The sequence below is a fragment of the Microvirga aerilata genome (assembly GCF_016743775.1).
GTDB classification, from domain to species: domain Bacteria; phylum Pseudomonadota; class Alphaproteobacteria; order Rhizobiales; family Beijerinckiaceae; genus Microvirga; species Microvirga aerilata.
Window position 1 is genome coordinate 22,308 of sequence record NZ_JAEQMY010000037.1, and the last position, 26,852, is coordinate 49,159.

Genomic DNA, 26,852 nt, shown 5'->3' on the forward strand with positions numbered 1-26,852 from the left:
ACGTCACCGGTATGGGCTACTAGTTCTCAACCGTAGTACCTCGTCAGATCTGCGTGCCAGCATAGCTTATTGTTGTAACTGTACATGGGCGTCAGTACAGTTGCTGTTAAGCAGCCGGATGGGGCGAGCCCGACCATCTTCAAAGCAAAATGGCTGCAATTCAACGGGAGGAGCGGGATCCGTCGGCACCATTCTTGCGCAGGTGAACGGATTCGCTTTCCAGCACCAGGGGGGACCCATGAAAGCTTCCGGCGATTTGACGCTCGTGGGGGAGCTCCCACACAATCTGAGGACGCAACGCAGTCTTGCGCGGCAGTTTATTCTTGTGGCGGGTGCGGCGATCCTGATCACCATGTTCATCCTTGGAAAATGGGTATCCCAGAAGGTTGAAAGCAGTGTTGCGGAATTCGCGGGAGCCTCGGCCGCACTCTACATCAACACGTTCATTGCCCCTCACCTCCAGGAGCTCGCTTACCGGGACTCGCTGTCTCAGGCCAGCACCGAGGCCTTGAACAAGGTCTTGGAACAGCCGGCTGTGCGAACACATGTCACCTCTGTCAAGATCTGGCGGCGTGACGGCCTGATCATCTATTGCGACAACAGAAGCCTCATCGGTCGACAGTTCAACCCCAGCTCGCACCTGCAGCAAGCTCTGGCCGGGCGCGTATCGACCCAGGTAGGTGATCGTCACCACGACGATGACCCAGAAGGCGCTGCCTCAAGCCTGTTCCAACTCGCGGTCTACACTCCGATCCATGACGCCAATACCGGCCAGGTTCTCGCCGTCCTTGAGTTCTATGAGAATGCGGAAGAGCTCCAGGAGCAACTGTCCCTCGCAGAAGCGCAGAGCTGGGCGGTCGCCGGCGTGGTGGCTGCTGGGATGATCGGAGCCCTGTTCACCATCCTGTCTCAGGGCAGCAGAGCCATGGAGCAACTGCGGGGCTCACTGTTCCAGCGGGTGGCGCAGTTGCGGGAGTTGCTGCGCCAGAACGAAGCCCTGCGCGCCCGCGCGGAGCGCGCCGGACGGAACACGATTGACGGAAACGAGCGGTTCATGCCGCGCATGGCCTTCGACCTCCGCGATGGACCGGCACAATCGATAAGCCTTGCGCTCTTGCACATGAAGGCTCTCGAGCAATCTGGCCTGGTCGAGGGAAACGCAGCCCTTGTCAGCAATGCGCTCTCAAAAGCGCTCAGGGACGTATGGAACATCTCCGCAAGCCTAATGATGCCGGAGGTCAAGGAGCTCTCCTTCAAGGACGCGCTGGGGTTTGTGATCGAGGGCCATGGGCGCAGAATACAATGGGCGGTGCACCACGATCTCTCCGACGAGCTGCCGACCTGCCCACCTGAGTTTATCAAGATCTTTGCGGCCCGGTTCGTCCAGGTTTGCCTCGACGGTCTCAGCCCGCATGCAGGCACCACCCGTCCGCACGTCTGCGTTCGCCGGGATGGGGCTGCGGTTGTCCTGGAGATCAAGGGTCGGTGCCACGACGCCGGCACGGAGAACACGACCGCACAATCGATTCAGCTTGGACTGGCCGGCATCTGGGACCAGATCGAAAGCATTGGCGGCACCATCACCGTGGTGAACGGGCCGACAGGGGACGTGTACCTCGCTGCCCGTCTGCCATTCAGCCCAGAGGCCTAAACGGCAAGCAGCCCGCACGTGGATCTGATGGGCTCCCGACAGGCGCGTTCAGCGTGCCCTTGCGCGCTCCAAACGGAGCGCTGAGGTCTTTTTGCCCTGGCTCAGGGACTAAGAGGCGCCGGCCCTCGGACCCGCGCACCCGGAGCCTTGTGATCCGGAAGGGTCCGGCCCTTTTTCCTCGGGTGTCCCTCGGCCGAGCCAAAGATAACTCCGAGGAACTAGGACCCAAGTCCGTCAGAGCCTCAGACCATCGTCAGAGGCGCACCCGCACATCTGCGGCTACGCTTGTCTGAGTTTCAAGGTGGGTGCCATGAAGAGACGCGATTTCCTCAAATACGGGGCTGCAGGCCTCGCCACGGCCGGAGCGGGGCTGTCGCCTTTTGAATCCTTGGCCCAGACGCTCACGGGAACGACCGACATCAAGCTAGGCATTACCGACGTCGAGACCCGGCTGGTTGACGGCAACAAGGTCAACATGCTGGGCTTCAGGCTCTACGGCGGAGCAGGGGCCCTTGCCACCGGCCGGGTGCCTGGCCCGGTGCTGCGGGTCAAGGAAGGCAGCTCGGTCAAGATCACTGTGACCAACGACCGTGAGGAGGCCCATGGTTTCGAGATCACAGGTGTGCCCGGCACAAAGACCGAGATTGCACCGGGGAGCTCCTCGACGATCAGCTTCACGGCTCCGGTTGCAGGCACATACATCTACCATGACAGCCTCGGGGACACCCCCCTCTATCGGATCCTTGGGCTGCACGGAGTTCTGGTGGTCGAGCCTCTGAACGGCGTTACCTCCGCGGGCAGCCGAACGCCCTACAGTCTTGATAAGCTCGTGCCGGGATCGCGCACCGCGGTCAGTGCCCTGTTCGATGCACTTGGAACGACCGACCGCTTCCAAGGTGGAGCAGACGGTAAATGGGTTCCCGCGCCGTTGAATGCTGAAGCCTCGATCCGGGAAAAGGTTTGGATCTGCGCGGCCATCGACCCGAAGTTCAACGCTTTGATCGAGCGGGGAAAGCCAATCGCTTCCAGTCCTAATCTGACATCGAACGTGGTCGACAACTTTGTGCCCAGCTACTTCACGATCAACAATCGCAGCGGGTACGATCTTCACGACGATTACGATGGCATGCTGCCCGTGATCGTTAAGAACTACATCGGCGAGCCGACGCTATTCCGCATCGTCAATGTGGGTCTAGCCCATCACGCCAACCACTTCCATGGCAACCATTTGATGGAACTAGCCCGGGTGGATCTCAATCCAAAATCCTCGACCTATGGCCAGATGATCGTTCCCGAGAACATCTTCGAGGTGGATACGACGGCCATGTGGCCGATGCAGCGCCGCGATCTTCTGCTTCCCCTCGAGATCCCACCAGACATTCCATATCAGATTCCCGTCTCAAGCCCGACAGGCGGTCAGTTCCAGCGCATGGTGAACAAGCAGGCACAGGAGCCATTCCCGCTCCGCTACGTCATGCACTGCCACACGGAAATGTCCCAGACCGCAGCCGGCGGCAACTATCCCCAAGGGATGGTCTGTCATTGGGAGGTCCTTGGCGGTCTCGGCGGCCGTGCCAAGGTTGCAGGATAACCTCTTCCGACAAGCCTCAATTTAGCCGCTCAGGGTCACGACAATGACAAGCACGACGAAGACAGCGGGCGCCACTGCAGCCATAGGTGGCACCCTCGCCGCCGGCGAAGCCGCCACGCAGACCATGCCTCCCTTAGGGCCAAATTCGACTGCCGTTCCTGGTCCGGGCGATTATAACGGTGGCAGCATCGATTTCACCAGAACGGGCGTCAAAGGGAAAGAGTCCTTCGGGAATTTCGGCTGCGATACCTTCGATGGCAATCCCAACACCCCCGACTGGACCACGGCGAACGCCTATTTCGTGCGCACGGTTCAAAACGTCGATGTCACCATGCCGGATGGCAAGAAGCTGCGGTGCTGGGGCTTCGGAGATCCCTTGAAGGCTCCAGGCCGCGAACTCCTTCCGTCACCCCTGATCCGCGTGCAGGAGGGCGACCTCGTGCATGTCAAACTGCAATCCAGCAAGGGAACGCACACTATTCACCATCACGGGATCGAGCCGACCACGTTCAACGATGGTGTGGGCCACGTGTCGTTCGAGGTGAAGGATGATTACGTGTACCAGTTCCAGGCCCGTCACGCCGGCACGTTCTTCTATCACTGCCATAAGAACACGGTCACCCATTTCGAGATGGGTCTCTACGGCCTCCTGATCGTTGATCCGAAGCCGGAGAACGGCCGGGTGCCGGCCTATGCCGGCGGACCGTTCTACGATGTCGAGAAGTTCTGGGTGCTCGACGACATGGATCCGCGTTGGCACCAGATCACCAATCTCGATCACGATGTCGGCCTGTGCGGTGACGATGCGGGCCTCAATATCTTCGAGCCCAAGTACTTCCTGATCAGCGGCACGCCCACGCGACCCAATGTTCTCGTCGACAAGCAGAAGATTGTCGCCAAACCCGGCCAGAAGATCCTGATCCGCCTGCTGAATGCGAGCTACTCCGTTCTGCAGGTGATGTTCGAGGGCCTGGAGGTGCAGGTGATCTCGGTCGATGGACATGCCCTCAACAAGCCATGGAACCAATGGCTCACCATTGCGCCCGGGACGCCGTTCACTCTCCCGACGGCCCAACGCTACGACATCCTGATTGATACGGGTTCGCCCGCCAACCAGACCAAGACGGGCTACACGCACAAGGTCCATTTCGAGTTCCAGCATTGGATCACCCGCAAGGTGCATAATGCCGGCGACAAGATGTACGAAGGCCGCGCCTTCACCACCATCACCATCTGAGCCTCACCATGTTTGAAACATCGCATAGAGCGGGGCCGGTACCGGCCTCCACACTCTCAAGGATCGGAGCGGCGGTTGTGCTGACCGGGCTTGTCAGCCTGCTGACGCCAGCCTCCGCTCATGAAGGTCACCATCACGGGGATGCCGGTGAGATGGAATCCTCCCCGCAGGTCTACGTCAAGGCGCCGCCGCCGCCCGAGACCCTTGGGCGTCCGTTCGAGTTGATGGACCATCATGGCCAGGAGGTGACGAATGCGTCCTACTCGGGGAAGTGGCTTCTCATCTTCTTCGGATTTGCCGGGTGCCGCGAGGCCTGTCCCACCGGTCTCGTGAGCATGGGGGCGGCCCTTGACGCCCTTGGCGGCGAGGCCGGACAGGTGCAGCCGCTCTTCGTTGATGTCTCGATGGAGGAGCCAGACATCACCGGGCTGGCGCAGTTTGTCAGCAATTTTCATCCCAGCCTTGTGGGCCTGATCGGCACGAGAGCGCAGACCTTCGCGACGGTGAGGGATTTCAAGATCCGTCGCGAGTACGCCATGGCCAATTACAGCACGAAGGAAACCGGTCCGCGCATCAATCATACCGCTTATCTCTACCTCGTTGATCCAGACGGGGTGACACGGGCGTACTTCGACCACACGCTCGAACCCGAGCGGATGGCCTTGACGGTGCGGCTGCACATGAAGCGCCGGAGGACTTCGCCATGACGGATCGCACCTTGTCCACATGGATTGTCCGCGGCGCCGTCATGCTGGCGCTTGGCGTGTCGCTGCCACAGGCAACGCAGGCGGGCTCTGCGGGGCACGACCGGCCTCCGGTGGGCGTTGCACTGGATCCTTTGTTCCAACTGATGGCTCATGACGGGCGGCCGGTCACGCGGTCCGACCTGCGCGGCAAGCCTTTCGTGGTGCTGTTTGGCTACACGAACTGTGATGATGTCTGCCCCACGTCCCTGTTCGAGGTCTCGGTTCTCCTGAGCGGGTTGGGATCGCAAGGCGACCGCCTGCCGGTGTTGTTCGTGACCGTCGATCCGGAGCATGACACGCCGGAGCAACTGAAGACATACCTGGAAGCCTTCGACAGCCGTATCATTGGCCTCACGGGATCCCGCGATCAAGTTGCTGCCGTCGCGGCAGCATTTGCCGCTCCGCTCGACAAGGTGCAAGCCGGAGATGAGGGCAAGAAGCACCTGTCGCAGTTGTTCTTCATGGATCGGTACGGACTGCTGGCAAGGCCGGTGAACTATACGGCGACGCAAACCGTCGGAGCTGTGGCAAAGCGGCTGCTAGCCCAATAAAGCACCAGAGAGGCACCGATGCACAACCTGAAGCATAGCCCCTTCCGCTTCCTCCGTCGAATGGCGCGCCATGCTGACGGCTGCAGTCGTTCCACCAGCGCCCGAGACCAGCACAGCCGCAGGCTCCAGGGCCAGGCAGGGTTCACGCTTGTCGAGGTCATCGTGGTCCTGAGTATCATGGGCCTGATCATGGCCTTGGTGGGCCCGCGTGTTCTGGGCTACCTCACGGATTCGAAGGAGAAGATGGCGCGGATACAGGTGGAGACCCTCTCCAACGCCACTGAGCTGTTCTTCATCGATAACGGCCGATACCCGCTTGAACCGGAGGGTCTCCAAGCCCTGCTCGCGGCTCCGGCTTCCCTGCCCACCTGGAGAGGCCCTTATCTCAAGGGGACCGCCGTGCCTGCCGATCCATGGGGGCGGCCGTACCGGTACTCCAGCAAGGATCGCGGCCGCAGCTACATCATCAGCATGGAAGGGGCTTCTGACAAAGACGAGGGGAGTGCGCCCAAACGCCTGTCATCAGCACGACCTCAGGGTGGCGGACGCGAGGGCTCCTACTAATGAGTGGTCCTCGCCAGGTCACAGTCGGCGCCGGAAGCCTTGCAGACATGTGGCTGCAGGAGTGGAGGACGCTCAGCGACACGGTTCGGCTCGGCTCCCCCGCATCGCGCCGCACGACCCAACTGGTGATCCACACGGACGAGGACCATGTGATGGTCACGCTGAGAGCGCCTGGAGGCGAGGACATCCCCGTCGACCGCTGCCCGCTGTCCGCGTGGAGCCGGGAACGCCTGAGCCTTGCCGTACAGAGCGCCTCGTCACGGGTTCGTGGCGGGAAGGTGGTCATGGTCCTATCCTGCGCACAGGCGGTCACGGGATCCTTGTTCGTGCCGCATCAGGCTCGTTCGCAGGCCGGTAACATCATCCGCGATCATCTCAGGCGCAAACTGCCAGTGCCCCTTGAGGAGCTTGTGCTGGGCCACGAGATCCGCGCGGCCGCGCCGGGTAAACTGGAACTGGCCTACCTTGCCGTACCGAAGCGGCAAGTGGAGAATGTCCTGGCGCGGCTGTTCCTGCGTCCTTCGGACATTGGCGCGCTCCAGGCGCCCGCGGGGTTGAATGTGCGGCCGGTGACAGTGCCTTATGGCGTGAACTCCGGTCGCGCAAAGGCCTGGATCCGACGAGGAGGCCTCCTTGGTGTCGTTGCGCTCATGGTCCTGGTTGCGGCATTCGGCGTGCAGGCCTGGCGGCAGAACCATGTCCTGTCTGACCTTGACGGGCAGGTGATTACCGCAACCGGGCAGGCCCGGGCATCCACGGAGCGGCTCAAGGCGGTCTACAGTCTCGAGAGCGATCTTGAGCAACTGGCAGAGGTTGGCGCCGCTCCAGGTGTTGTGGTGATCTGGGAAGAGCTCGCGCGCCTGCTGCCCGACACAAGCTACCTCACAGCGTTCGACATGAAGGGCAACGAAATCCATGCCGAAGGATTGTCAGCCTCGACATCGGACCTGATCCAGAGGCTTGAGAACTCGCAGCATCTGCATGCGGTCTCTTTAACCGGGCCGGTTGTTTTTGAGCGCGAACACGGCAAAGAGCGCTTTACGCTCAGAGCGTTGATGCGAACACGGAGGTTTCCGGCGGGGGAGGGGGGGTAGTATGGAGCCTTTGTCCAGATCATGGCTGCGTCCCGCTGCGTTCCTGGCTGCGCACGCGTTCGTGGCGCAGCTTCTCGGCCTCGTCGTGATCATGCCCGGTGTCGGCTTTCTGCAGAACCAGCGGCACAGGATTGAGCAAGGCACCCTTGCTCTGGAACGGGCACGCTCCGCCCTCTCCAGGAACGAGGTGGTGGCTGCACTGACCCCGGAGCAGATCGAAGCGGCAGCCAACCGTTACGTTCAGGGCGATAGCGAAGGTCTGCAGAACGCCGATCTCCTCGGCCGGCTTTATCGCGCGGCGCAGGAGCAGGGCGTAAGCCTGAAATCGGCCACGCCGCTGGCGCCGCGGGAATGGAATGCCCGGCGGCTCGTCGGCGCCCGCATCGAATTCACAGCTCCAACAGAGCAAGCCGCCGGATTTCTGGCAGGGCTCGAGGACGGAGCCGCGCTGCTGTTCATTGATCAAGCGAGCCTGTCTCCTGACGCAGTCGAAGGCACCGACGCGCTTGCAGTCGTGATCGAGATCTATGGGGTAGCACGATGGACGCAGGGTTAGCAGGAGCACGCATGTCCTGGCGTGGGGCGCTGGCGTTGTGCGTTCTGGGTGGCTTGGCCGCGAGCTCGGTTCATGTCGCCATGGGAGCGGGGATGTCTCCCCTCCCGGTCGCTCGCTCGGGCCCGCTCGGGCTGTCTGAGGTGGCGGCGATCCTGCCCGCCCTCTATGCGGAGGCCGCTCCCGCTTTCACACCGGAGGCCTTGATCGGTCGTCCGCTGTTTGCACCCAACCGCAGGCCGCGCAAGGAGATTGAGCCCTTACCCGAACCAGAGGTAGCAGAATCTGCAGCTCCGCCACCACCTCCCGCGCCGCCCTCATACCTGGTGGATGGAGTCATGGTCTTTGCGGAAACCCGCAAGATCCTGGTCCGGAACCAGCCGCGGGAGCTGGGACAATGGTTGAGCCAGGGCGACACAACCCCTGAGGGCTGGACCATCGTCTCGATCCGGGCTGACGAAATTGTGCTGCAGCAGGGGGAGAGGTCCGTCGCGATGGCGCCGCGCACGCGGCGAAGCACCCAGTAGTCTTCCACCATGCCGCGCTGTCCGCTCGCCGCGGTTAAGGATGACCGCCGAGACGCCCATGACATCTCTAAAGGGCTATTGTTTGAGCATGAAAACTCTGAAAGAGTTAGTCTGAAAGGGACTTAGAACAGCGATAGCATTCGTAAGAATAGCATCGATAGGGGCAACGTTCGTGCGAGTTTTTGAGGCCTGTGCAATCCTGCGCGCTTGGGTCCGGCGCGACTTCCCCGCCGTTGTGGCGGTCGTAGCGGCCATTTCCCTGGTTGCGTGCCAATCCGCCGAGCCGATGAGAGGCATCGGGTCTCCTCTTCGCCCGGCGGCCGATGACGGCAAGCACCGACCCTTCGGCCTTTATGCCATGCTGTCGGATCCGACCGGCCCGGCCCCGGCGGAGCGAAGCCGGTCCCAACTCGGCACCGGACTCTTCACTGGAGAGCCCAGGGTTGCAAACGCCTCGCTGACAGCCGGGCGGAGCGATAATGGAGGCAGCTACACGCTCAATCTGGTCGACGCCTCCGTGACCGAGGCGGCCTCTGCGGTGCTAGGCGATGTTTTTGGCGTCAATTATACCGTCGATCCGAAGGTCGACAGCCGGATTACCCTTCAGACCACCAAGCCGGTCGACAGGGCAGGCATTGCGGAATTGTTCGAGTCGTCCCTGAGAACGATTGGAGCTGCCGTGGTGAAGAACGGCAATGTGTACCGCGTTGTCACCGCTGATCAGGCCGCGATGGGGGCGGGATCCGGAGCAGACATCGGCGGCCAGCCGATTGGGAACGTGACCCGTGTCGTGCCCTTGCGCTATGTCGCGGCGACCGAGATGCAGCGCATCCTCGAGCCGATTGCGCCGTTTGGCGGCGTGGCCCGAGTGGACGGATCCCGCAACGCCTTGCTGCTGTCCGGAACCGCTCAGGAGATCGCCACGATGGAGGAGACGGTTTCCGTCTTCGACGTGAATGTCATGAAGGGCATGTCGTTCGCGGTCGTGCCCATGCGGGGAGTGGATCCTGACGCGATCGTCGAGGATCTCAACAAGATGTTCGGGGTTGGCGCCGACAGCCCGATGCAGGGTATGGTGCAGTTCATCCCCAATGCACGGCTCAAGTCGATGCTGGTCGTCTCCAAGCAGCCGCACTACCTGCAGGAGGCGCAGGTATGGGTACGCCGGCTCGACGAACAGGCCATAGGGCCGGAGCGGCAATTCTACACCTATGTGCTGCGCAACCGGCAGGCCAAGGAGCTGGTCGAGGTCCTCAATTCGATCTTTGCCGGAAATGGAGACGCGGAACAAGGTGTGCAGCCCCTGCCTCAGATTCAACGCGCGGCGGTCCGCACGGCAAGTGCAGACAACTCCCAAGTGGAAACGGGCGTTGCGCCACCCGATCGCTTCGCGCTGATTTCGGCCAGCGGCGCAGCACCCAAAACCTTTGAGCCGTTCTCCAACGTGCCCTTGGGCGCGGGCGGCGGTGACAGTGCCGCGTTCGGCACCGGCGGCGCAGGGGGGGCGCGGATCAAGGTTGTCGCAGATTCATCCCAAAACGCGCTCCTGATCCTCGCCACCCACACCGATTACAAGCGGATCGAGCGGATCATTGCCAATCTGGACATCATCCCCAATCAGGTGCTGATCGAAGCCACGATTGCGGAGGTGACCCTCAACGACGACCTCAAGTTCGGGGTGCGCTGGTTCCTCCAAAACAAATCCGGCTCCCGGTCCGGCTCCTTCACGGATCTGATCTCCGGGGCCGTCGGCGCCGCGCATCCAGGCTTCTCCTTCATCGCCAAGGCGGCTGGTGGCCAAGTCACGCTCAGCGCACTGAACCAAATCGGAAACGTGAGAGTTCTCGCGTCGCCAAGCCTCATGGTGCTCGACAAAAAAACCGCCACCCTGCAGATCGGCGATCAGGTGCCGGTGATCACGCAATCGGCGGTGAGCGTCGCGACCCCTGGGGCGCCCGTGGTGAACTCGGTGTCCTACAAGGATACGGGCGTCATTCTCAGCATCACCCCACGGATCAACGAATCGGGCCGGGTCCTGCTCGACATCGAGCAGGAGGTGTCCACCGTGCAAAGGACCACCACCTCGGGCATCGACTCCCCATCCTTCGGGCAGCGTCGTGTGAAGACCAGCGTGGTGGTCAATGATGGGGAGGGCATCACCTTGGGTGGCCTGATCCATGACAGAGCCACCGATGTCGCGACCCAGGTCCCTGTGCTGGGCGATATCCCGATCTTCGGCAAGGCCTTCCAGCACAAGGACAATGTCATTGAGAAAACCGAGCTCGTCATCATCCTCACGCCACGGGTCGTGCGCGATCTGAATGAGGCGCGAGCGGTGACCGACGAGTACCGGCGCAAGGTCGAAAGCTTCGTGCCAAGCCGTGATCCGGGCCGCCGGCTCATCAACAACGTTAAGCGCGTCCTGGAATAGCCGGCAGGCTTGAGGCCTCGGCCACGGGAGGAGACTTATTCAGGCGATGGCACAGCAGGTTCAAGCCCACTCAAAGGCTCCTGATCCGCACACGGGCTCCTTCCGGGATAGCTTTGGCACGTTCCTGCTGTCGTCCGGAGTTCTGGACCGGGCCTCGGTCGAGCGGGCGCAGCGGGCTGCGGCTACAACCGGAGAGCGCTTCGACCAGGTTCTCACCAAACTCGGCCTCGTGTCCGAGAGCGACCTTGCGATCAGTCTCGGGCATTATCTGAACCTGCCTCTCTACACCCCGGGTGGCGAGCCGCTGCAGCGGCTGCTCGGTGACAGGCTGCCTGCCTCCTTCGTGTTGCAGAACCGGATCCTGCCCGTGCGCCTCGGCGCGGAAGGGCTGACGCTGGCGGTTGTCGACCCGCTCGATCAGGTGCCGCTCGATTCCGTGCGGTTCGTCACCGACCATCCCATCCGCCACGAGATTATCACGCCGGCCGAATTCGAGCGGGTGGCCGAGGCGCTCTACCGGGAAGACGGTGAGGCGTCGGCCGAACGGCCGGCGCCTCAGGGCAGCGAAGATCCCAGCGAACATGACCTGCAGCGGCTGCGCGACAGCGCCAGCGAGGCACCGGTGATCCGGCTGGTAAACCAGATCATCGCCGACGCGGTGGATGCGCGGGCCTCCGACATATACATCGAGCCCACCGTGGGGGCGTTGAGCGTGCGCTTCCGGGTCGACGGCCTCCTGCGCGTGGTGCACGAGGTGCCGGCGCGCCTGCGCGCTGCCGTCATCTCACGCATCAAGATCCTGGCGCGGCTGGACATCGCCGAGCGGCGCCTGCCCCAGGACGGCCGCGTCAAGCTCGCCATCCGCGGCACGGACATCGACTTCCGGGTGGCGACAATCCCCACTGCTGACGGGGAGACCATGACGCTGCGCGTGCTCGACCGCAGCCGGGTCAGGCTCGACTTCCCGGCCCTCGGATTCGACGCCCATCAGATCACGCTGCTCCAGCGCCTGACCGAGCAGCCGAATGGAATCATCCTGGTCACCGGGCCGACCGGCAGCGGCAAGACAACGACCCTGTACACCATGCTCAAGCACGTCAATCGGCCGACGGTGAAGATCTTCACCGTCGAGGATCCGATCGAGTACCAGTTGCAGGGCATCAGCCAGGTTCAGGTGCAGCCGGCGATCGACCTCGATTTTCCAACCTGCCTGCGAGCCATCCTGCGCCATCATCCCAACATGATCATGATTGGCGAGATCCGTGACACGGAAACGGCACGTATCGCTGTTCAGGCCTCATTGACGGGCCATCTCGTGCTCTCGACGCTGCACACGAACAGCGCGGCCGAGACGGTCACGCGTCTGATCGACATGGGAATCGAGCATTTCCTGCTGGGTTCAACCTTGCGCGGCATCATCGCCCAGAGACTGGTGCGCCGCCTGTGCCCGGCCTGTGCCCGCCCGCATGGGGATGGCGATCACCTGATGACACGGCTGTGTGAGGAGATGCCGATGCTCCAGGCCAAGGGCACCCCGGACCTGCGCCAGCCCGTCGGCTGCGAGCAGTGTCAGTCGAGCGGCTTTCGCGGGCAGTTGTCGATTGCCGAGATTGTCGTTGTCAATGACGCCGTGCGGCACATGATCCTCGAGCGCAAGCCCGCCGCCGACATCGAGCGCCTTGCGCGCACGAAAGGCTTCAGCTCGATGTATGAAGATGGCCTCTCAAAGGTTTGGGCGGGCCTGACGACCATCGAGGAAGTTCTGCGCGTGACGCAGGATGTCTAGGGGCTGCCAATGAAGTTCCGGTTCGAGGCCTTCGACCAGGCCGGGAACATCTTGGAGGGCGATGTGGAAGCCGCAACGGTTCAGGAGGCGCAGGAACTCGTTCGCGCGCGGGGGATCACCCCCTACGCAATCCGCTCCCCGGGATGGCGGGACCTTCTGTTCCGCGAGATCCGCTTAGGGGGACAGATTCAGCCGGTGGCTGATGCGCCACTGGCCCGGTTCTCGCGCGATCTTGCGGTGCTTCTCCAGGCTGGGGTTCCCCTTGATGCCAGCCTGCGCATCGCATCCACCACCGCCGAGGACCGCTCCATGCGCGATATCGCGCTCAAACTTCTGGAGGGGGTTCTTGAGGGCGACTCGCTGGCCGAAGTCATGGGCAGGATAGGACGCACGTTCCGGCCCGAATACATGCGGATCGTGCAAGCCGGCGACATCAGCGCCGACCTCGGACGAGCCCTGCAGGATCTGGCAGACCTCCTCGACCGCCGGGTCGAGATCAGGGGCAAGATCCGGGCCGCCCTGGCCTACCCGGCGCTTCTCGTGGTGCTTGCGGTTATCTCTCTCGCGATCGTCCTCGGCCTGCTTGTTCCGGCGGTCACCCCGATCTTTCTGGAGAACGGCATGCCGCTGCCGGGCATACTCGCGGCTATGGAGGCCGTCCGGAGGAACGCACCATCCATCCTGATCCTGATCCTGTCCTTTGTCATCGCCATGGTCCTGACGTTTGCCGTCAGCCGACGCTATCCATCCCTGAGAGTTGCCGTCGACCGGTTCTATCTGCGTCTGCCGGTTGTTGGAGGCATCGCCGGGTTGCGGGAAGCGGCGCGCTTCACCCGAACCCTCGCCACGCTGATCAAGGCCGGCGTTCCCCCGCTTCAGGCTCTTCAGTCCTCCTGTCCGCTGGTCAAGAACGAACACATGCGTGGCCTGCTGGAGCGGGCTGTGACTGACGTGCGCGCAGGTGCGACCATCGGCGGGGCTCTTGCCACTTCAGCCGCCCTGCCAGCGGTCGTTCAGCAGATGGTGGCGGTCGGGGAGGAGAGCGGCCGCCTTCAGGACATGCTGGCCCGGGTTGCCACAATCCTGGAACGGCAGGAGCAGACCCGGGCGGCGCAGATGCTGGCGGTTCTCACCCCGGCGATCACAATCCTGGTCGCCGGCATGATCGCCGCGATCATTCTCTCCGTCATGGGAGCGATCCTGTCCCTCAACGATTTGGCGATGCAATGAACCGGTCTTCCGCCGATGCCGGATTTACCCTCGTTGAAATCCTGGTGATCGTCGCAATCCTTAGCCTCGTCCCCGCCCTTGCGAGCCCTCTGCTGCGCAAGCCGCCCGCGCCGGCCCGCCTGAAGGCCGACGTCACGCGGCTGGCCGCGGCGCTACGGGTCACCCGTGCGGCCGCCATGATGCAGAACCGGGAGATGGATTTCGTGATCCGGCGCGGGCCCCGCACCTATGCTTCCCCGGCGATTCCGGTCTCCGCGCTGGATCCTGAGGTCGACGTTCAAATGATTGCTTCGGGCGCCGGGCGCGTCGTCGCGTCCGAAACCATCCGGTTCTTCCCGGCCGGGCAGTCCACAGGCGGTGATCTACGCCTCCGTCTGGGGCATGCGGAGGCGCGCCTTCAGGTAATTTGGGCCACCGGCCATGTCATTGTCCAGCCTTAAGCGCCTCTGGACCATCGACCGCCGCCGAGCCCAGGACGGCTATACGCTGCTTGAGTTTCTCGTCGCCTTTACCGTGCTCAGCCTATTTCTGACGGCGGGGCTTGCGGCCGTGGCGGTGGCACTGCGTGGCGACCAGCAGGCGGCGTTTGTGATGCGTGCAACGCCCCTTGCTCGGGCGAAGCTGGCGGCGGCCGGCATCGATTTCCCGCTGCGGATCGGCGTGGTCACGGGCTCCTTCGGAAATGGCTATCTGTGGCGGGCCGAGGTTCGGAACTACCGCGCCGCTGCCCTGAACAAGGCGGCTTCAATCCGTGCCTACTGGGTTGAGGTGACGGTCGCTGAACCCTCCGCCGCTGGGCGCGTGCTCTCCCTGGCAACGATTGCCATGGCCCATGAGGCGCGCCCATGAGCCGGCGGCAGCGCAAGAGCTCTTCCCAAGGCGGCTTTGTCCTAGCTGAGGCACTGCTCTGCGTGATCCTGATCGCGCTGACGGTCGCGCTTGTCGCCACCACCCTGACCTTCGGGCGCCGGGTGGCGGATGCCGGGCGTGGGCGCGAGAGGATCGCACAGATGTCGACCGGGGCTCAGGCTCTCGCCGGTTGGCTCGCGCGTGCTCTTCCCGTCCAGCAGGTCGGGGCTGGAGGAGGCCGCCGTGTTCTTTTTGAGGGGCAGGCCAGTCGGCTCACCTTCCTGACGCTCAGCCAGGGCGATGCCCAGCCCGGAGGGATCCTGGCTGTTACCGTGACGTTCGCCGGCCATACAACAGGTGGCACAGGTGCGCTCGTGTTTGTCGCGGCGCCCGTCCTGGTCGGCACGCTCAGCCCTTTAGCAGACCCGGGTGAGCAGGTGTTGATCGGCCATGTTGTGACGGGCCAGTTTCGCTATTTCGGGGCTCCCGCTGACGGGGAGGCGCCGCGATGGTTGGACCATTGGACGCAAGCATCACGGCTGCCGGACCTTGTGGCTCTTCATGCAACCCTGGCGCTCGGCGCGAGGCCTGAGACGGTTGATCTGACGTTCCGCGTGTTTGCGCACTAGCGCATCGTGCAAGAGCAGGGCCGGTCTCCCGCCCTCCGCCCAGTGCACACAGCGAGACACCAGCCGAGCCTGAAAACGGTATTCGGCTTGCAGGGCCCTTCTTCAGGACGCGGCCGGCGCGGCCTCAGGCCCAGCCCGAAACCAGGCTCATCAACCACGTATCCAAGGTCTCGGCCGCGGGTTCAGAGGCGAGAAGCTGAAAGCCTGCCACGGCCGTTGTGCCAAGAGCCAGAAACGGGCCGAACGGGATGCGGCGGTGGCGATCAAACGATCCGGCAACGGCTTGCATCCCCAAAACGCACAGAAGAGCAGATACAGAGGCTGCCAAGAGGGCCGGCGCGAAGCCTTCCAGTCCCGTCCAGGTCGCTGCGGCAGCCACGAACTTAACATCCCCCCAACCAAGGCCATCATAACCGCGTGAGGCCCGAAACAGCACCTGGACAAGAGCCAGGAGTGCAGCGGCCAGCGCTGACGCCGCCAAGGCCGATCTGAGATCAACCACGTCGAGAAGGAGCGACGCTGCGAGACCTGTTACGAAGATCGCCACATTAATGCCGTCGGGAATAATCAGGGAGCGGATATCGATAACAGTCACCACCAGCGCCAGGGCGACAAGAACACCGAGTGCGGCAACGTGGGTGACATCAAACGTCATGGACAATCCTTGTCAGGCGCGGTTTGTTCAACAGTTGGAAGCGCGAGCGGTGGGTTTGTTAAGATCACGCTGGAGCCCGGTGCGCCATTCCTTGACGGCATACCCGTCCCCTAGCGCATCGGATAGCTCCACGACAGCCTCCTGGGCGTAACGAGCCCCGAGCCCCGTCACCACCTCGCTGCTGATCACGAAAGCCCTGCCGGGCGACACTGCAAGATAAGAGGGGGGCAGGCGACCGCCTGCTTCGGTGCGAGACACTGGAGATCCGTCGGCCGCCACAGCTGCAAGAACAGCGCTGGGAGCCACTTCAGCATCAAACCCGGTGCTGCCCGAATGTGCCGTCACCAGCGGCAACATGGCCTGGAACAGGCGCTGGTCCATGCCCGGAACCTGCCCGAGCTCGAACACCGTTCTGAAAGCTGCGGCTTCGGGAGACGCGATGCCCCGCGCACGTTGAGCCGTGGCTGCTGCCTCGCGCACATCCAGGATACTCTTCAGCACCAGGGTGCTCGTTTGACGGTCCGGCGCCAATCGGTTCAGAACCGTTGCCAGGAGTGTCGGAACAGCCGTGTTCAGGTCGATTTTTCCACCTTCGTCCGCAACGGAGATGGCAACCCTCGACGCACCCAAGGTGCATGTCACAGGACGTCCATCATGACCGAACCGCCTTGATGAGCCCGCAGCGGAGGGCCTAGCGAGGAGATCGAGCAGGCCGAGGGTGACACCCGCTTGTGCGAGCATCTCCGCGCGTGCGCTCTCAGCAAGGTGCAAGGCCTCGATCGCGCGGTACCGGGCAGCCGCAATGTAGGTGACGAACAACAGCGACAGCACGCCGATGGCCCAGATCGCCGAAACGAGGGCAAACCCGTCTTGCGAGGCTGCGCGTGGCGGGGCGGGTGCGGCCGCCACCCGGCGCATGCGCTGACGGGCATGTGTCCCGTCGCGCGGGACTGACCCGCCTGCGAGGCGGTTTCGCGGGCTGCAATGCCGCCAGCGCAGGCTCTTCAGATGGGTCCAGCGCATCGTGCCTCGACCTGGATAGCGAACGAGAATACCTGCGTTTCCGCTCAGGTAGCAGCCAGCTGCCCTATTGCCGCAGAGCGATGCCAGCAGGCATCTTGCCGGCTGCCAGAAGTGCCGCCTCGACCCGGTTGCGGACCTGAAGTTTCTGGAGGATGCTGGTCACATGGTGTTTGATCGTTTTTTCGCTCAAGGCCAGCCGGCTGCCAATTTCCTTGTTGCTGCATCCCTTGACCAGGATCGACAGGATCTCCTCCTCCCGCACGGTGAGTTCCGACAAGGGACTGGGGTCCGGAACCACCTTGGCCGCGCCGCTGTCGTCTCGCATCAGAAGTTTCGCAGCGACGGCAGGCGCAACATAATATTCACCACGCGTCAGGGCACGCACCGTCTGCACGAGCTCCTGTGCACTGGATCCCTTCATGAGAAAGCCACGCACACCGCGGCGGAGCGCAGATGGCACCTGCTCTTCCCCAGCCGCCGTGGCCAGCGCCAGCAGGCTCGTGACAGGATATTGAAGAAGGGTGTCTTCGGCGCCTGTGAGGGTGCTGCCCAGGATGCTCAGGTCAATCACGATCACATGCGGCTCGTATTCCCGCGCGATGCGGATGGCGTCTTGAGCCGACGCACCTTGCGCCACAACGTCAATGTCGGCATGCCTTTCGAGCCCACACTTCACCCCATCCCGGAACAGCGGATACTCGTCAATCACTGCGACACGGATCTTTGTCTCCATTTCATCCCCCTACTCAACGCCCGAGCGCCTGCGAGGCCCCTGCCTCAGTCCAGTCGTCCGGCCTTTACACCCTCCCGTGTCCAATCTCGTAACCTTCTCGTAAGATCTGTCCTGTACGGTTGAACCCAGGAGCGGGAAGGAAGTACGTCTTGGTTGAAAGAATGCACTCCTATTTCGACACATTCCGGCCTTATTTCAAACTGCACCTTGGCGGTATTCATCGTCGATGCGTGCCAATTTGGTAGTACTCCTGCGGATTCAGCACTGTCCCCTGGCACTTAACCCTAAAGATGGGTGCATACCGCCTGGCGCCATACCTTCTATTCGCCCATGAGCTGCAGGGACAATGGATGAGACATGATCCCTAAAGGTGAAGCCCAAGCCGAGGTCATTGAACAACAGGGCCGATGAACGACCAAAGCATCCGAGCATCCGGCAAAATCGCCTTTTGGCCAATTTGCAAAGCTGGTGGGTTCGCACAACGAACATGCGCCCGTCGAATTGCAACGGCGATTTAGGCAACGCGTTCTGATCCGACGCGGCCAATGGCTGGCCCGACACTCTTCTGCACCGTGGCGCTCCGTTTCGGCATGAGGCCATGGGGCGCACGGGTGATCGATGCCGCGCAGACCCGCACCGTGTTGGCGTTGGTCACCGGGGTTTCGTCGACCTCCGTCAAAGGTTCGGGAGTCGATGCCCTGACGTCCGAAAGCCCGGACCAAAGTCGGACGGCCGGTCATCCTTGTGGCGGCTTTACTCAGACCTCAGACCACGCGCCATCAGCCATCGGACGGTGGTTTCGTGGAACCTCCCCAGTCAATCTTGATCTCACTGATCCACATGACCGGACCGGGGGCAACGATGCGCGGCGTGATACTGCACGGTAGAGCCAGGACGAAGGCAGGCGAGGGGGCCATGGCCAACGTCCGAAAGGCAGATGGTGTGCAATCACGAGCGCGCCACTGGGGCCGCCTCGGCCCGGAGGCCGACGAGGCCTCGCCGACCCGGTCGCGTGCGGAGGCTTTCATGGCTGGTCCGTGTGCGATCACGCCTCTGCGCTTTCCTTATTCTTCCCTTCCGACGCATCTCACAGCCGCACCGTCCCCCCCCGACGGGCCCGGCTCGAGACATCGTCGGCGGTTCGCCGGGAGCTTCAGCCCCTAAAAGCACCCGGCGAACCGATTTTCTTATGCTCCAGCAATCGTATCTGTGAACACCTTCAGCGAGGATATCGTGATGCCTCCGTCACCCAAACGCCCACCCAGCATCCTGTCGGCTTGCCGCGGTGCCTTTCTCGGGGTCGCCCTCCTGAGCGGTCTCATCAACGTGCTCTACCTGTCCGGTTCGGTCTTCATGATGGAGGTCTATGACCGCGTTCTGCCGAGCCGCTCGATCCCGACCCTGGTGGGCCTCTGTGTGATTGTCGCGGCGCTCTACCTGTTTCAGGGCGTTTTTGAAATGATCCGCGGCCGCATCTTGGCGCGGGTCGGTGCGGCCGTCGACGAGGACCTCAGCCAGTCGGTGTTTCAAAGCCAGCTTGCCGCTCCGCTCCGGTCCCGCGTCGAGGGGGATGGCCAGCAGCCTCTCCGGGATCTGGACCAGATCCGGGCTTTTCTCGCCGGGGGCGGTCCTTCCGCCTTGTTTGATCTCCCCTGGATCCCGCTTTATCTCGTTATTTGTTTCGCCTTCCATCCTTGGATTGGCTGGCTGGCTCTTGGCGGCGCGGCGCTGCTGGTGGTCCTGACCCTGCTCACCGAGGTCATGACCCGCTCCGCCTCCAAGGCCGCTGTCAGCGCCGCCCTGGTTCGCAACGGTATCGCCGAAGGCGCGCGCCGCAATGCCGAGGTGGTGCATGCCATGGGCATGGCCAAGCGCATCGGGGGTCGCTGGAGCGAGGCAAACGGACATTATCTAGCGCATCAACAACGCACGTCCGATGTGGCTGGCGGCTTTGGCGCCATGTCGAAGGTGCTGCGCATGCTGCTGCAATCCGCTGTTCTGGCGGTGGGCGCCTACCTCGTCATCGATGGCCGCGCGACCGGCGGCATCATGATTGCCTCATCGATCCTGACCTCGCGGGCATTGGCCCCGGTTGATCTGGCAATCGCCAACTGGAAGGGCTTCGTGAGCGCACGCCAGGGATGGCGCCGGCTCAAGGAGCAACTGGCGAAGACCACGGCCGCCGAAGAGTCGCTGAAGTTGCCGGCCCCGAAGGCGCTGTTGTCGGTGGAGCACGCCGGGACCGGCGCCCCAGGGTCGCAGCGTTTCGCCATTCAGGATGTCGCATTCCAGCTCCAGGCCGGAAACGGGTTGGGCATCGTTGGGCCCAGCGCCTCCGGCAAGTCTTCACTGGCGCGCATGATTGTGGGGGTCTGGCCGACCTGGCGCGGGAAGGTGCGCCTCGATGGCGCTGCCCTGGAGCAGTGGAACTTGGAGGAGCTTGGGCGCTCCATCGGCTACCTGCCTCAGGACGTGGAGCTCTTCGCCGGCACAGTGACGCAAAACATCACCCGATTTGATCCTCAGCCCGACCCTCAGGCGGTGGTGGCTGCGGCCAAGGCGGCCCAGGTGCACGAAATGATCCTGCGCCTGCCGGAGGGTTATGAAACCCAGGTCGGGGATGCAGGAGCGGCCCTGTCCGGCGGCCAGCGCCAGCGCATCGCCCTGGCTCGGGCGCTCTATGGGGACCCCTTCCTGGTGGTCCTGGATGAGCCAAACTCCAACCTCGATGCCGAAGGCGAGCAGGCGCTCACGGCGGCTATCCAGAGCGTCAGGGCGCGCGGCGGAATCGCCATCGTGATCGCGCACCGCCCGAGCGCCCTTGCGAGTGTCGATCTCGTCATGGTCATGGCCGAGGGCAAGGTCCAGAACTTCGGCCCCAAGGAAGAGATCCTCGGCAAGGTGCTGCGCCCGGTCGCCGGCGCTTCCGCAGCCCAGCCAGTGCCACCCGCAGGCGAGCCGGCCCGGTGGGCTGGGCGGCGCACCGAGGCGCCTGCGCCCGGAGCAGGCGCCTCCTCAGCAACAGCGTCGAATCCCGGTTTGAAAATTGCTCCCAGCGTAGGGGTTGCCTCGTGACCAAGACAGCCAAACTCAATGCCCGCCAGTCGATCCGCCGTCATGCCTGGCTGGGCCTCACATCCGCGCTCGCCTTGGTCGGAGGCCTCGGCGGCTGGGCGGCTCTCACGGAGCTATCCGGCGCCGTGGTCGCCGGCGGGGCTGTGGTGGTCGACAGCCATGTCAAGAAGGTTCAGCATCCCACCGGCGGGGTGGTTGGTGAGATCCTGGCCCGTGACGGCAGCCGTGTCCAAGCTGGCGACGTGGTGGTGCGCCTGGACGAGACGGTGGCCAAGGCCAACCTCGCCATGGTCAGCAAGAGCCTAGATGAGCTGACGGCGCGTCAGGCGCGGCTGGAGGCGGAGCGGGACGGGCGTGATGCTGTGGTGTTCGCCCCAACCCTGCAGCAGCGCCGGACCGAGCCGGACCTGGCCACTCTGCTCGATGGGGAGCTGCGCCTGTTTGACAGTCGGCGTGTTGCGCGCGACGGGCAGAAGGCCCAGCTGAAGGAGCGCATCGCGCAGTTGCAGGAGCAGATCGACGGGCTCAAGCTTCAGGCGTCGGCGAAAGGCGATGAAATCCAGTTGATCCAGGACGAACTGGGCGGCGTGGAGCAGCTGTGGCGCAAAAACCTGGTTCCGATCACGCGCGTGACGTCCCTCAAGCGCGAGGAGACGCGGCTGAAGGGCGAGCGCGGGCAGCTGATCTCGGAGATGGCTCAGACCAAGGGCCGGATCAGTGAAACCGCGCTGCAGATCCTGCAGATCGACCAGGAGCTGAGAAGCGAGGTGTCGAAAGAGCTGCGCGAGGTCCAGGCGAAGGCGGCCGAACTGGTCGAGCGTCAGGTGGCGGCGCTCGACCAGCTGAAGCGGATTGATATCCGCGCGCCGCAGGACGGCGTGGTGCACCAGTCGATGGTGCATACTGTCGGCGGCGTCATCAATGCGGGCGAACCGCTGATGTTGATCGTGCCGGAGTCGGACGACCTGTCGATCGAGGTGAGGGTCGCAACCCAGGACATTGATCAATTGAGCCCAGGCCAGGATACGATGCTGCGCCTGTCCGCCTTTAACCAGCGCACGACGCCGGAGCTGAAAGGACGCGTGAGCCTCATCGCAGCCGACCGGGTCACTGATCAACACAGCGGCCTCGAGTACTATCCGGTGCGGATTGCTTTCGCGGAAGGGGAGCGGGAAAAGATCGGCGCGGTTCGGCTGGTGCCGGGTATGCCGGTTGAGAGCTTCATCCAAACCCACGACCGGACTGTGCTCTCCTACCTGACCAAACCCCTGGCCGATCATCTCAGCCGTGCGTTCCGCGAGGAATAGACGCCGTGCTCCAAGCGGATCAGGCGAAGCTTATTGTCCGGCGCGGGCTGGTCGGGCCGACTGATCCCGACCCTCCGCTGATCATGACCTATGCCCAAGATCAGAGCATGGCTGACAGTCGAGTACCTTGTGATGGACCTCACGCTCAGACCTTCGTCCGCCGCACAGAGGCCGTAACAATTCAGATTGAGCCATTGCTATTCAAGAGGACCAACGAGAGATGGCCGACACCATTGCACCCGTTCTCAAGTCCCTGGGCCTCCCGTCGGTCATCTATTCCGATGGTGTCCAACGAGCAATCGCGCTCACAGCTGACGCCGAGGACACGGGGGGCGCGGGCACCAGCGCGATCCAAGTATCGCTGAGCAAGCCTGTGACGCAGCTTGATGCGGATGGTCAGACATGGGTGAGCGACACGCTGTATTTCGACGGAACGGTCGACTCCTTTGGTGACGGGCGGTCCACACTGCAATGGAACCTGTCGCCCTTAACCGAGGTAGGCCCATACACGATCCTGAGTGTGTATGTGGTCGACGGCGCCGGGAATGAGCGCACCTACGCGCCTGCCGATCTCGCTGCCATCGGTGTTCCGAGCAGTTTCACGATCGATGCCTTCGACCTGGTGACCAACGGGAGCAGGGCGAAAGAAAGCATCCGTGGCGGATCGGGCAACGACAAGCTGAATGGTGGTCTGGGGAACGACACGCTGTTCGGCGGCGGCGGTAAGGATGCTTTCGTGTTCAGCACGAAGCCGAGCAGGTCGAATCGGGACAACGTGACCGATTTCAAGGTCACGGATGACAGCATTTGGCTCGACAATGCAGTGTTCAAGAAGCTCGGCATGGGCTCGGATGCAGCACCCGTCCAATTGAAGAAAAGCTTTTTTACCATCAACAGCAAGGCCAAGGACAAGAACGATTACGTGATCTACAACAGGAAGATCGGCGTTCTCTCCTACGATGCCGACGGATCCGGCAAGGGCAAGGCGGTTGAGTTCGCGCAGCTCAAGAAGGGGCTTGCCCTGAAGTACGACGATCTCTTTGTCATCTGACAAAAGGCTGGCGGTTTCTGACGGACAGGGAAGCTTCGGGCAACAGATCTCGGAGTCGGCTCTCGTGTCGCCGCTCGCGTGACCTGTGCATCCGGCATGGTGCCGGCCGCTGACCTTCAGACGGAGAGCCGGTGGAAGCGAACCCAGTTCCGTAAGCTCGTTCCACGAAATCAAGCATGCTGTCCCTTGCCACACTGGGCATAGACGTGCAGCGCGATTTGGTGTTCTGCCTCCCAATTCACTCACTTCTGCTTACAGGGCTACCTGCTTGACGCGAGCGGATCCTGGTTGTTCGCGCTCTCCTGAAGTTCAGATTTTCAGCAAATGGAAAAAGCAGCCGCGGGACGACGGCGCGGCACTCTCCTCGTCGGTTCGTTTTGCCAAATTGCCCAAACAACGCTGACTGCAGGTGCGCGCATGGCGCTAGCCATTCATTAAGAAAGCGAACCAGGCCGGAGACGAGGACACGCGTGCCTGCAGTCATGTCTGATCCAAGGTGGAGGGATGACATGGGCGCGGATGCGCCTTGAGCAGGAAGCCCGCGGTCAAGACGGTATCGCAGGCCTGCCGCTCGCGATGCTGTAGAGCGAGGGGGCGCTTCTTCGTCCAACTGGGGCCGATACTTACCGACAGGATGACTCCCGAAGCCGGACCGCTGCTGGTGCTCCTAGGCAGTGCGCCCGCTCTAGAGCCGGAGGCGCATCTTGGTTCGACACCCGACAGCGTCACTCCTGTGTGACGGACCGCTTCGCATCAACCGCAGAGGCCATCCTGCGCACGGCACTTCGCGGGCTGTTCCTGTGATGCTCCCTCCCTGACGTGATCTTCGGCTCTAGGAGCATTGAAGCATCGGCACGAGGCTGAGGCTGTGGCTTGGTTCGGCCACATTCAAACGATCTGCGGGATTCGCGAAACAGCATATAGTATTATTATAGGCAACTTCTTGGAAATCATCACAATGAGCTCCCGCTCAAAGGATGGCAAAACGCCAGGCAATGTCGACCAGCAGCCTCTGCTTCAGCGCCAGCCACAATGGCGTCACTGGGAGTTCAGGCTCGCGTATCGCCGTTTATTCTAGGATTATCGCTAAAGATCATCAGAGAAATATCGTGTTATCGATACTGCGAGGTAAGAAGTTTTGGAGATATACACTTTTACATTTCTTATAACATCTATCTCAGACGATTTAGGGCCGATTTGCCTTGACGGTTGGCATCAATGAGGTTTCGCCTTGAAGGCTTGCCTCAAGCGTTCTCTGCCGTATACGGAAGCCATACCGCTCATTCCTATCACGGTTGTATTCCATGACCATCCGCCGCCGTTTTCTCCTCGCCTCGTCACTCGCCCGCCTGATCCAGCGGGAGAAAGGCGGCCTGCACCAAATCGAGGGCTTCTTCCCGGAGCAGAAGGACCGCACCTCCTGGGTGCGCCTCGACGAGGCCAGGGCACTTCTGATCCTCAGGACCGCCGGTCCTTACGGGGATGTCGAGGAGCATACCGAAGTACCAGCCTCCCATGCCCAGGCCCTCTTAGCTCGACTTTGGCCAATTTTCGGGTGGAGGGGAGCAGGTGACGAAGCGGGTGTAGCGGCTAGGTAGGTGGTGTCCCGGCCAAGAGACACCGCCATGCCGCACCTGCCCACCCGCTTCGTCGGGATCATCATCGCGTTTGCGCCCCTATTCGTCCACCGTTCCTGGAAGCACGCTCAGGTTCTGCTCATCGGCGCGCTTCTGGCACCGGGTCAAAGGACAGTAGCCAGTCTGCTGCGCATCGCTGGGCTCAGCCGTGAGCGGCACTTCGTGAACTACCATCGGGTGCTCAGCCGAGCGGCGTGGTGCCCACGAGCTGGCGCACGCATCCTTCTGGGGCTGCTCGTCGACACCTTCGTGCCGGACGGCCCGATGGTCATCGCCATCGACGACACCATCGAGCGTCGCCGTGGCCGGCGCATCAAAGCCAAGGGCATTTATCGTGATCCCGTACGCTCCTCAGATGCGCACTTCGTCAAGACGAGCGGCCTGCGCTGGATGAGCCTGATGCTGCTCGCCCCCATTCCCTGGGCCGGGCGCGTCTGGGCCCTGCCAGTCCTGACGGCGCTGGCGCCCTCCGAGCGGTTCTGCCAGGAGCGGGGTCATCGCCACAAGACGCTCCTCGACTGGGGCCGGCAAATGGCCTTGCAGGCCCGCCGGTGGCTCCCCGGACGCGACCTCATCCTGGTCACCGACAGTGGCTTTTCCGCTCTGCTGTTTCTTGATGCCATGCGTCGCGGTGGGATCACGGCCATCACGCGCCTGCGCTTGGATGCGGCGCTCTACGAGCCGGCACCCATGCGGTTGCCGGGGACGCTCGGACGCCCACGCAGGAAGGGTGCCCGTCTGCCCACACTGGCGGAGATTCTTGCTGCCACGAGCACCCACTGGCGGACGGTGCGTGTGCCAGGTTGGTATGGGGCCGCAGAGCGCACGATCGAGATCACCTCGGCGACGGCTGTCTGGCAGCACGGCGGTCTGCCGGTCGTGCCGATCCGCTGGGTGCTGATCCGCGATCCTTTGAACCGCTTCGCGCCTCAGGCTCTCCTCTGCACCGACCCAACACGTGACCCGGCTCAGATCGTGCGTTGGTTCGTGCGGCGCTGGCAGGTGGAGGTCACCTTTCAGGAGGCCCGATCACACCTCGGCATCGAGACGCAGCGCCAGTGGTCCGACAAGGCGATTGCTCGCACGACACCCTGCCTGCTCGCGTTATTCTCGATCGTGACGCTGATGGCAAGCCGCCTTCCAGCACGCGAACGTCGCCAGGTTGAGCAGGCGGCATGGTACCGCAAACCGCAGCCGACCTTCAGTGACACCCTCGCAGCGGTGCGCCGGGCGATCTGGCGCGAACAGGCTTTCGTCACCTCACGCCGCAGAAGCGACAGCACGAAAGTCCGCTTTGCTCTGCCGGACGCCTGGGCCTACGCCCTCTGCCATGCCGCTTGACTGGCCAAAGTCGAGCTAAGAGCCTGACCGAAAAAGGTTGAGTGGCCTCAAGCCTCTGTGATTCCGTCGGATTTGCGAAGATTCGATGGAGGTCACGATGGTCTGGACCGAGGCCACTCGCCGACAGAATCGGCGGAGCGGGCTGCGTTATGCAAGTAATCTCACGGATGCCGAATGGGCGCTGATCAAACCCTTCATGCCGGCTGCTCGCCGGATCGGGCGCCCGCGCATGACCTGCCTGCGGGCCGTGGTCGATGCCATCCTCTATCTCGCCTCGACCGGCTGCCAATGGCGCCAGCTACCGAAGGAGTTCCCGCCGTACACAACTGTGCAGGGCTACTTCTACGCCTGGTCGCGGGACGGCACGTTTGAGCGGATCAACCATGCTCTTGTTGCGGCCTCCCGCGAGAAGGCTGGACGCGAGACGAGCCCGTCGGCCGGCGTGATCGACAGCCAATCGGTCAAGACAACGGAAGCCGGTGGACCCCGCGGCTTTGATGCCGGCAAGAAGATCACTGGACTTGCATCGAGAAAGTGGAGAGCTCTGTATGAAGCAGGAGGATCTCCATGCCGAAGACCCGTTTTACGAGA

Annotated in this window: 25 protein-coding genes; 21 read left to right on the plus strand and 4 right to left on the minus strand. The window is 62.8% G+C overall.

The window, feature by feature from the left end:
• Positions 1–238 precede the first annotated feature (238 nt).
• From JKG68_RS20120 to JKG68_RS20190, 15 genes are all read left to right on the plus strand, one after another.
• Positions 239–1,651 carry a sensor histidine kinase gene (locus tag JKG68_RS20120; protein ID WP_202063085.1) on the plus strand — a complete coding sequence of 471 codons (1,413 nt, stop codon included), beginning with the start codon at positions 239–241 and terminating at the stop codon, positions 1,649–1,651.
• Between the two features lie 310 nt (positions 1,652–1,961).
• Entirely contained in the window at positions 1,962–3,242 is a 1,281-nt protein-coding gene (locus JKG68_RS20125; RefSeq protein WP_202063087.1) for a multicopper oxidase domain-containing protein, read from the plus strand.
• Between the two features lie 43 nt (positions 3,243–3,285).
• On the plus strand, positions 3,286–4,479 hold the full coding sequence (locus tag JKG68_RS20130; protein ID WP_202063089.1) for a multicopper oxidase domain-containing protein: 1,194 nt from the start codon (positions 3,286–3,288) through the stop codon (positions 4,477–4,479).
• Positions 4,480–4,556: 77 nt separating this feature from the next.
• Positions 4,557–5,186, plus strand: a complete 630-nt coding sequence (locus tag JKG68_RS20135) for an SCO family protein (protein ID WP_202063091.1) — start codon at positions 4,557–4,559, stop codon at positions 5,184–5,186.
• Positions 5,183–5,776, plus strand: coding sequence for an SCO family protein (locus JKG68_RS20140; RefSeq protein ID WP_202063093.1), 594 nt, complete (start codon positions 5,183–5,185; stop codon positions 5,774–5,776). Before JKG68_RS20135 ends, JKG68_RS20140 begins: the two co-directional genes overlap by 4 nt.
• An 18-nt stretch (positions 5,777–5,794) precedes the next feature.
• Positions 5,795–6,340 carry a type II secretion system major pseudopilin GspG gene (gspG, locus tag JKG68_RS20145; protein ID WP_246515641.1) on the plus strand — a complete coding sequence of 182 codons (546 nt, stop codon included), beginning with the start codon at positions 5,795–5,797 and terminating at the stop codon, positions 6,338–6,340.
• Complete coding sequence (locus JKG68_RS20150; protein ID WP_202063095.1) at positions 6,340–7,434, plus strand: PilN domain-containing protein; 1,095 nt, start codon at positions 6,340–6,342, stop codon at positions 7,432–7,434. Before gspG ends, JKG68_RS20150 begins: the two co-directional genes overlap by 1 nt.
• Position 7,435: 1 nt before the next feature.
• Positions 7,436–7,990, plus strand: coding sequence for a type II secretion system protein GspM (gene gspM / locus JKG68_RS20155; protein WP_202063097.1), 555 nt, complete (start codon positions 7,436–7,438; stop codon positions 7,988–7,990).
• An 11-nt stretch (positions 7,991–8,001) separates the two neighbouring features.
• Positions 8,002–8,514 (plus strand): SctD/MshK family protein, encoded by a 513-nt coding sequence (locus tag JKG68_RS20160; protein WP_202063099.1) that lies wholly within the window; start codon positions 8,002–8,004, stop codon positions 8,512–8,514.
• 172 nt (positions 8,515–8,686) lie between these two features.
• A complete protein-coding gene (gspD, locus tag JKG68_RS20165; RefSeq protein ID WP_202063101.1) occupies positions 8,687–10,945 on the plus strand; it encodes a type II secretion system secretin GspD in 2,259 nt (752 codons plus the stop codon).
• Positions 10,946–10,991: 46 nt separating this feature from the next.
• Positions 10,992–12,731, plus strand: coding sequence for a GspE/PulE family protein (locus JKG68_RS20170; protein WP_202063103.1), 1,740 nt, complete (start codon positions 10,992–10,994; stop codon positions 12,729–12,731).
• Positions 12,732–12,740: 9 nt separating this feature from the next.
• Complete coding sequence (locus JKG68_RS20175) at positions 12,741–13,961, plus strand: type II secretion system F family protein (protein ID WP_202063105.1); 1,221 nt, start codon at positions 12,741–12,743, stop codon at positions 13,959–13,961.
• On the plus strand, positions 13,958–14,401 hold the full coding sequence (locus tag JKG68_RS20180) for a GspH/FimT family pseudopilin (protein ID WP_202063107.1): 444 nt from the start codon (positions 13,958–13,960) through the stop codon (positions 14,399–14,401). Before JKG68_RS20175 ends, JKG68_RS20180 begins: the two co-directional genes overlap by 4 nt.
• Complete coding sequence (locus tag JKG68_RS20185) at positions 14,382–14,810, plus strand: type IV pilus modification PilV family protein (protein ID WP_202063109.1); 429 nt, start codon at positions 14,382–14,384, stop codon at positions 14,808–14,810. The genes JKG68_RS20180 and JKG68_RS20185 overlap by 20 nt, the downstream gene beginning before the upstream one ends.
• Entirely contained in the window at positions 14,807–15,439 is a 633-nt protein-coding gene (locus JKG68_RS20190) for a hypothetical protein (protein WP_202063111.1), read from the plus strand. Before JKG68_RS20185 ends, JKG68_RS20190 begins: the two co-directional genes overlap by 4 nt.
• Before the next feature lie 124 nt (positions 15,440–15,563).
• Here JKG68_RS20190 and JKG68_RS20195 read toward each other — a convergent pair whose 3' ends face one another.
• The 4 genes from JKG68_RS20195 to JKG68_RS20210 all read right to left on the minus strand — a co-directional run bounded on the left by JKG68_RS20195 (position 15,564) and on the right by JKG68_RS20210 (position 18,505).
• Positions 15,564–16,094, minus strand: coding sequence for a prepilin peptidase (locus tag JKG68_RS20195; RefSeq protein WP_202063112.1), 531 nt, complete (start codon positions 16,092–16,094; stop codon positions 15,564–15,566).
• A gap of 27 nt (positions 16,095–16,121) precedes the next feature.
• Entirely contained in the window at positions 16,122–17,117 is a 996-nt protein-coding gene (locus tag JKG68_RS20200; RefSeq protein WP_202063114.1) for a type II secretion system protein GspK, read from the minus strand.
• Positions 17,118–17,181: 64 nt separating this feature from the next.
• Positions 17,182–17,850: a LuxR C-terminal-related transcriptional regulator gene (locus JKG68_RS20205; protein ID WP_202063116.1), complete on the minus strand. Its 669-nt coding sequence runs from the start codon at positions 17,848–17,850 to the stop codon at positions 17,182–17,184.
• Positions 17,851–18,364: 514 nt separating this feature from the next.
• A complete protein-coding gene (locus JKG68_RS20210) occupies positions 18,365–18,505 on the minus strand; it encodes a hypothetical protein (RefSeq protein WP_202063118.1) in 141 nt (46 codons plus the stop codon).
• Positions 18,506–19,086: 581 nt separating this feature from the next.
• On the opposite strand from JKG68_RS20210, the gene JKG68_RS20215 reads away from it, so the two are divergent.
• From JKG68_RS20215 to JKG68_RS20240, 6 genes are all read left to right on the plus strand, one after another.
• The gene (locus tag JKG68_RS20215; RefSeq protein WP_202063120.1) at positions 19,087–20,925 is read left to right on the plus strand and encodes a type I secretion system permease/ATPase; all 1,839 of its coding nucleotides are present in this window, start codon (positions 19,087–19,089) and stop codon (positions 20,923–20,925) included.
• Positions 20,922–22,232 carry an HlyD family type I secretion periplasmic adaptor subunit gene (locus JKG68_RS20220; protein WP_202063122.1) on the plus strand — a complete coding sequence of 437 codons (1,311 nt, stop codon included), beginning with the start codon at positions 20,922–20,924 and terminating at the stop codon, positions 22,230–22,232. Before JKG68_RS20215 ends, JKG68_RS20220 begins: the two co-directional genes overlap by 4 nt.
• Before the next feature lie 220 nt (positions 22,233–22,452).
• On the plus strand, positions 22,453–23,283 hold the full coding sequence (locus JKG68_RS20225; protein ID WP_202063124.1) for a calcium-binding protein: 831 nt from the start codon (positions 22,453–22,455) through the stop codon (positions 23,281–23,283).
• A 1,304-nt stretch (positions 23,284–24,587) separates the two neighbouring features.
• Entirely contained in the window at positions 24,588–24,881 is a 294-nt protein-coding gene (locus tag JKG68_RS20230) for a hypothetical protein (RefSeq protein ID WP_202063126.1), read from the plus strand.
• A gap of 27 nt (positions 24,882–24,908) precedes the next feature.
• Entirely contained in the window at positions 24,909–26,261 is a 1,353-nt protein-coding gene (locus JKG68_RS20235; RefSeq protein ID WP_202063128.1) for an IS701 family transposase, read from the plus strand.
• A 97-nt stretch (positions 26,262–26,358) separates the two neighbouring features.
• Positions 26,359–26,852: IS5 family transposase (locus JKG68_RS20240; RefSeq protein ID WP_246515643.1), on the plus strand; the 494-nt coding region annotated here is incomplete at its 3' end.

Excerpts from the sequence above, each read along its gene's own strand:
- JKG68_RS20120 (WP_202063085.1), top strand. The coding sequence starts at position 239 with ATGAAAGCTTCCGGCGATTTGACGCTCGTGGGGGAGCTCCCACACAAT.
- JKG68_RS20125 (WP_202063087.1), top strand. The coding sequence starts at position 1,962 with ATGAAGAGACGCGATTTCCTCAAATACGGGGCTGCAGGCCTCGCCACG.
- JKG68_RS20130 (WP_202063089.1), top strand. The coding sequence starts at position 3,286 with ATGACAAGCACGACGAAGACAGCGGGCGCCACTGCAGCCATAGGTGGC.
- JKG68_RS20140 (WP_202063093.1), top strand. The coding sequence starts at position 5,183 with ATGACGGATCGCACCTTGTCCACATGGATTGTCCGCGGCGCCGTCATG.
- gspG (WP_246515641.1), top strand. The coding sequence starts at position 5,795 with ATGCACAACCTGAAGCATAGCCCCTTCCGCTTCCTCCGTCGAATGGCG.
- JKG68_RS20150 (WP_202063095.1), top strand. The coding sequence starts at position 6,340 with ATGAGTGGTCCTCGCCAGGTCACAGTCGGCGCCGGAAGCCTTGCAGAC.
- gspM (WP_202063097.1), top strand. The coding sequence starts at position 7,436 with ATGGAGCCTTTGTCCAGATCATGGCTGCGTCCCGCTGCGTTCCTGGCT.
- JKG68_RS20160 (WP_202063099.1), top strand. The coding sequence starts at position 8,002 with ATGTCCTGGCGTGGGGCGCTGGCGTTGTGCGTTCTGGGTGGCTTGGCC.
- JKG68_RS20170 (WP_202063103.1), top strand. The coding sequence starts at position 10,992 with ATGGCACAGCAGGTTCAAGCCCACTCAAAGGCTCCTGATCCGCACACG.
- JKG68_RS20175 (WP_202063105.1), top strand. The coding sequence starts at position 12,741 with ATGAAGTTCCGGTTCGAGGCCTTCGACCAGGCCGGGAACATCTTGGAG.
- JKG68_RS20180 (WP_202063107.1), top strand. The coding sequence starts at position 13,958 with ATGAACCGGTCTTCCGCCGATGCCGGATTTACCCTCGTTGAAATCCTG.
- JKG68_RS20185 (WP_202063109.1), top strand. The coding sequence starts at position 14,382 with ATGTCATTGTCCAGCCTTAAGCGCCTCTGGACCATCGACCGCCGCCGA.
- JKG68_RS20190 (WP_202063111.1), top strand. The coding sequence starts at position 14,807 with ATGAGCCGGCGGCAGCGCAAGAGCTCTTCCCAAGGCGGCTTTGTCCTA.
- JKG68_RS20195 (WP_202063112.1), bottom strand. The coding sequence starts at position 16,094 with ATGACGTTTGATGTCACCCACGTTGCCGCACTCGGTGTTCTTGTCGCC.
- JKG68_RS20200 (WP_202063114.1), bottom strand. The coding sequence starts at position 17,117 with ATGCGCTGGACCCATCTGAAGAGCCTGCGCTGGCGGCATTGCAGCCCG.
- JKG68_RS20205 (WP_202063116.1), bottom strand. The coding sequence starts at position 17,850 with ATGGAGACAAAGATCCGTGTCGCAGTGATTGACGAGTATCCGCTGTTC.
- JKG68_RS20215 (WP_202063120.1), top strand. The coding sequence starts at position 19,087 with ATGCCTCCGTCACCCAAACGCCCACCCAGCATCCTGTCGGCTTGCCGC.
- JKG68_RS20225 (WP_202063124.1), top strand. The coding sequence starts at position 22,453 with ATGGCCGACACCATTGCACCCGTTCTCAAGTCCCTGGGCCTCCCGTCG.
- JKG68_RS20230 (WP_202063126.1), top strand. The coding sequence starts at position 24,588 with ATGACCATCCGCCGCCGTTTTCTCCTCGCCTCGTCACTCGCCCGCCTG.
- JKG68_RS20235 (WP_202063128.1), top strand. The coding sequence starts at position 24,909 with ATGCCGCACCTGCCCACCCGCTTCGTCGGGATCATCATCGCGTTTGCG.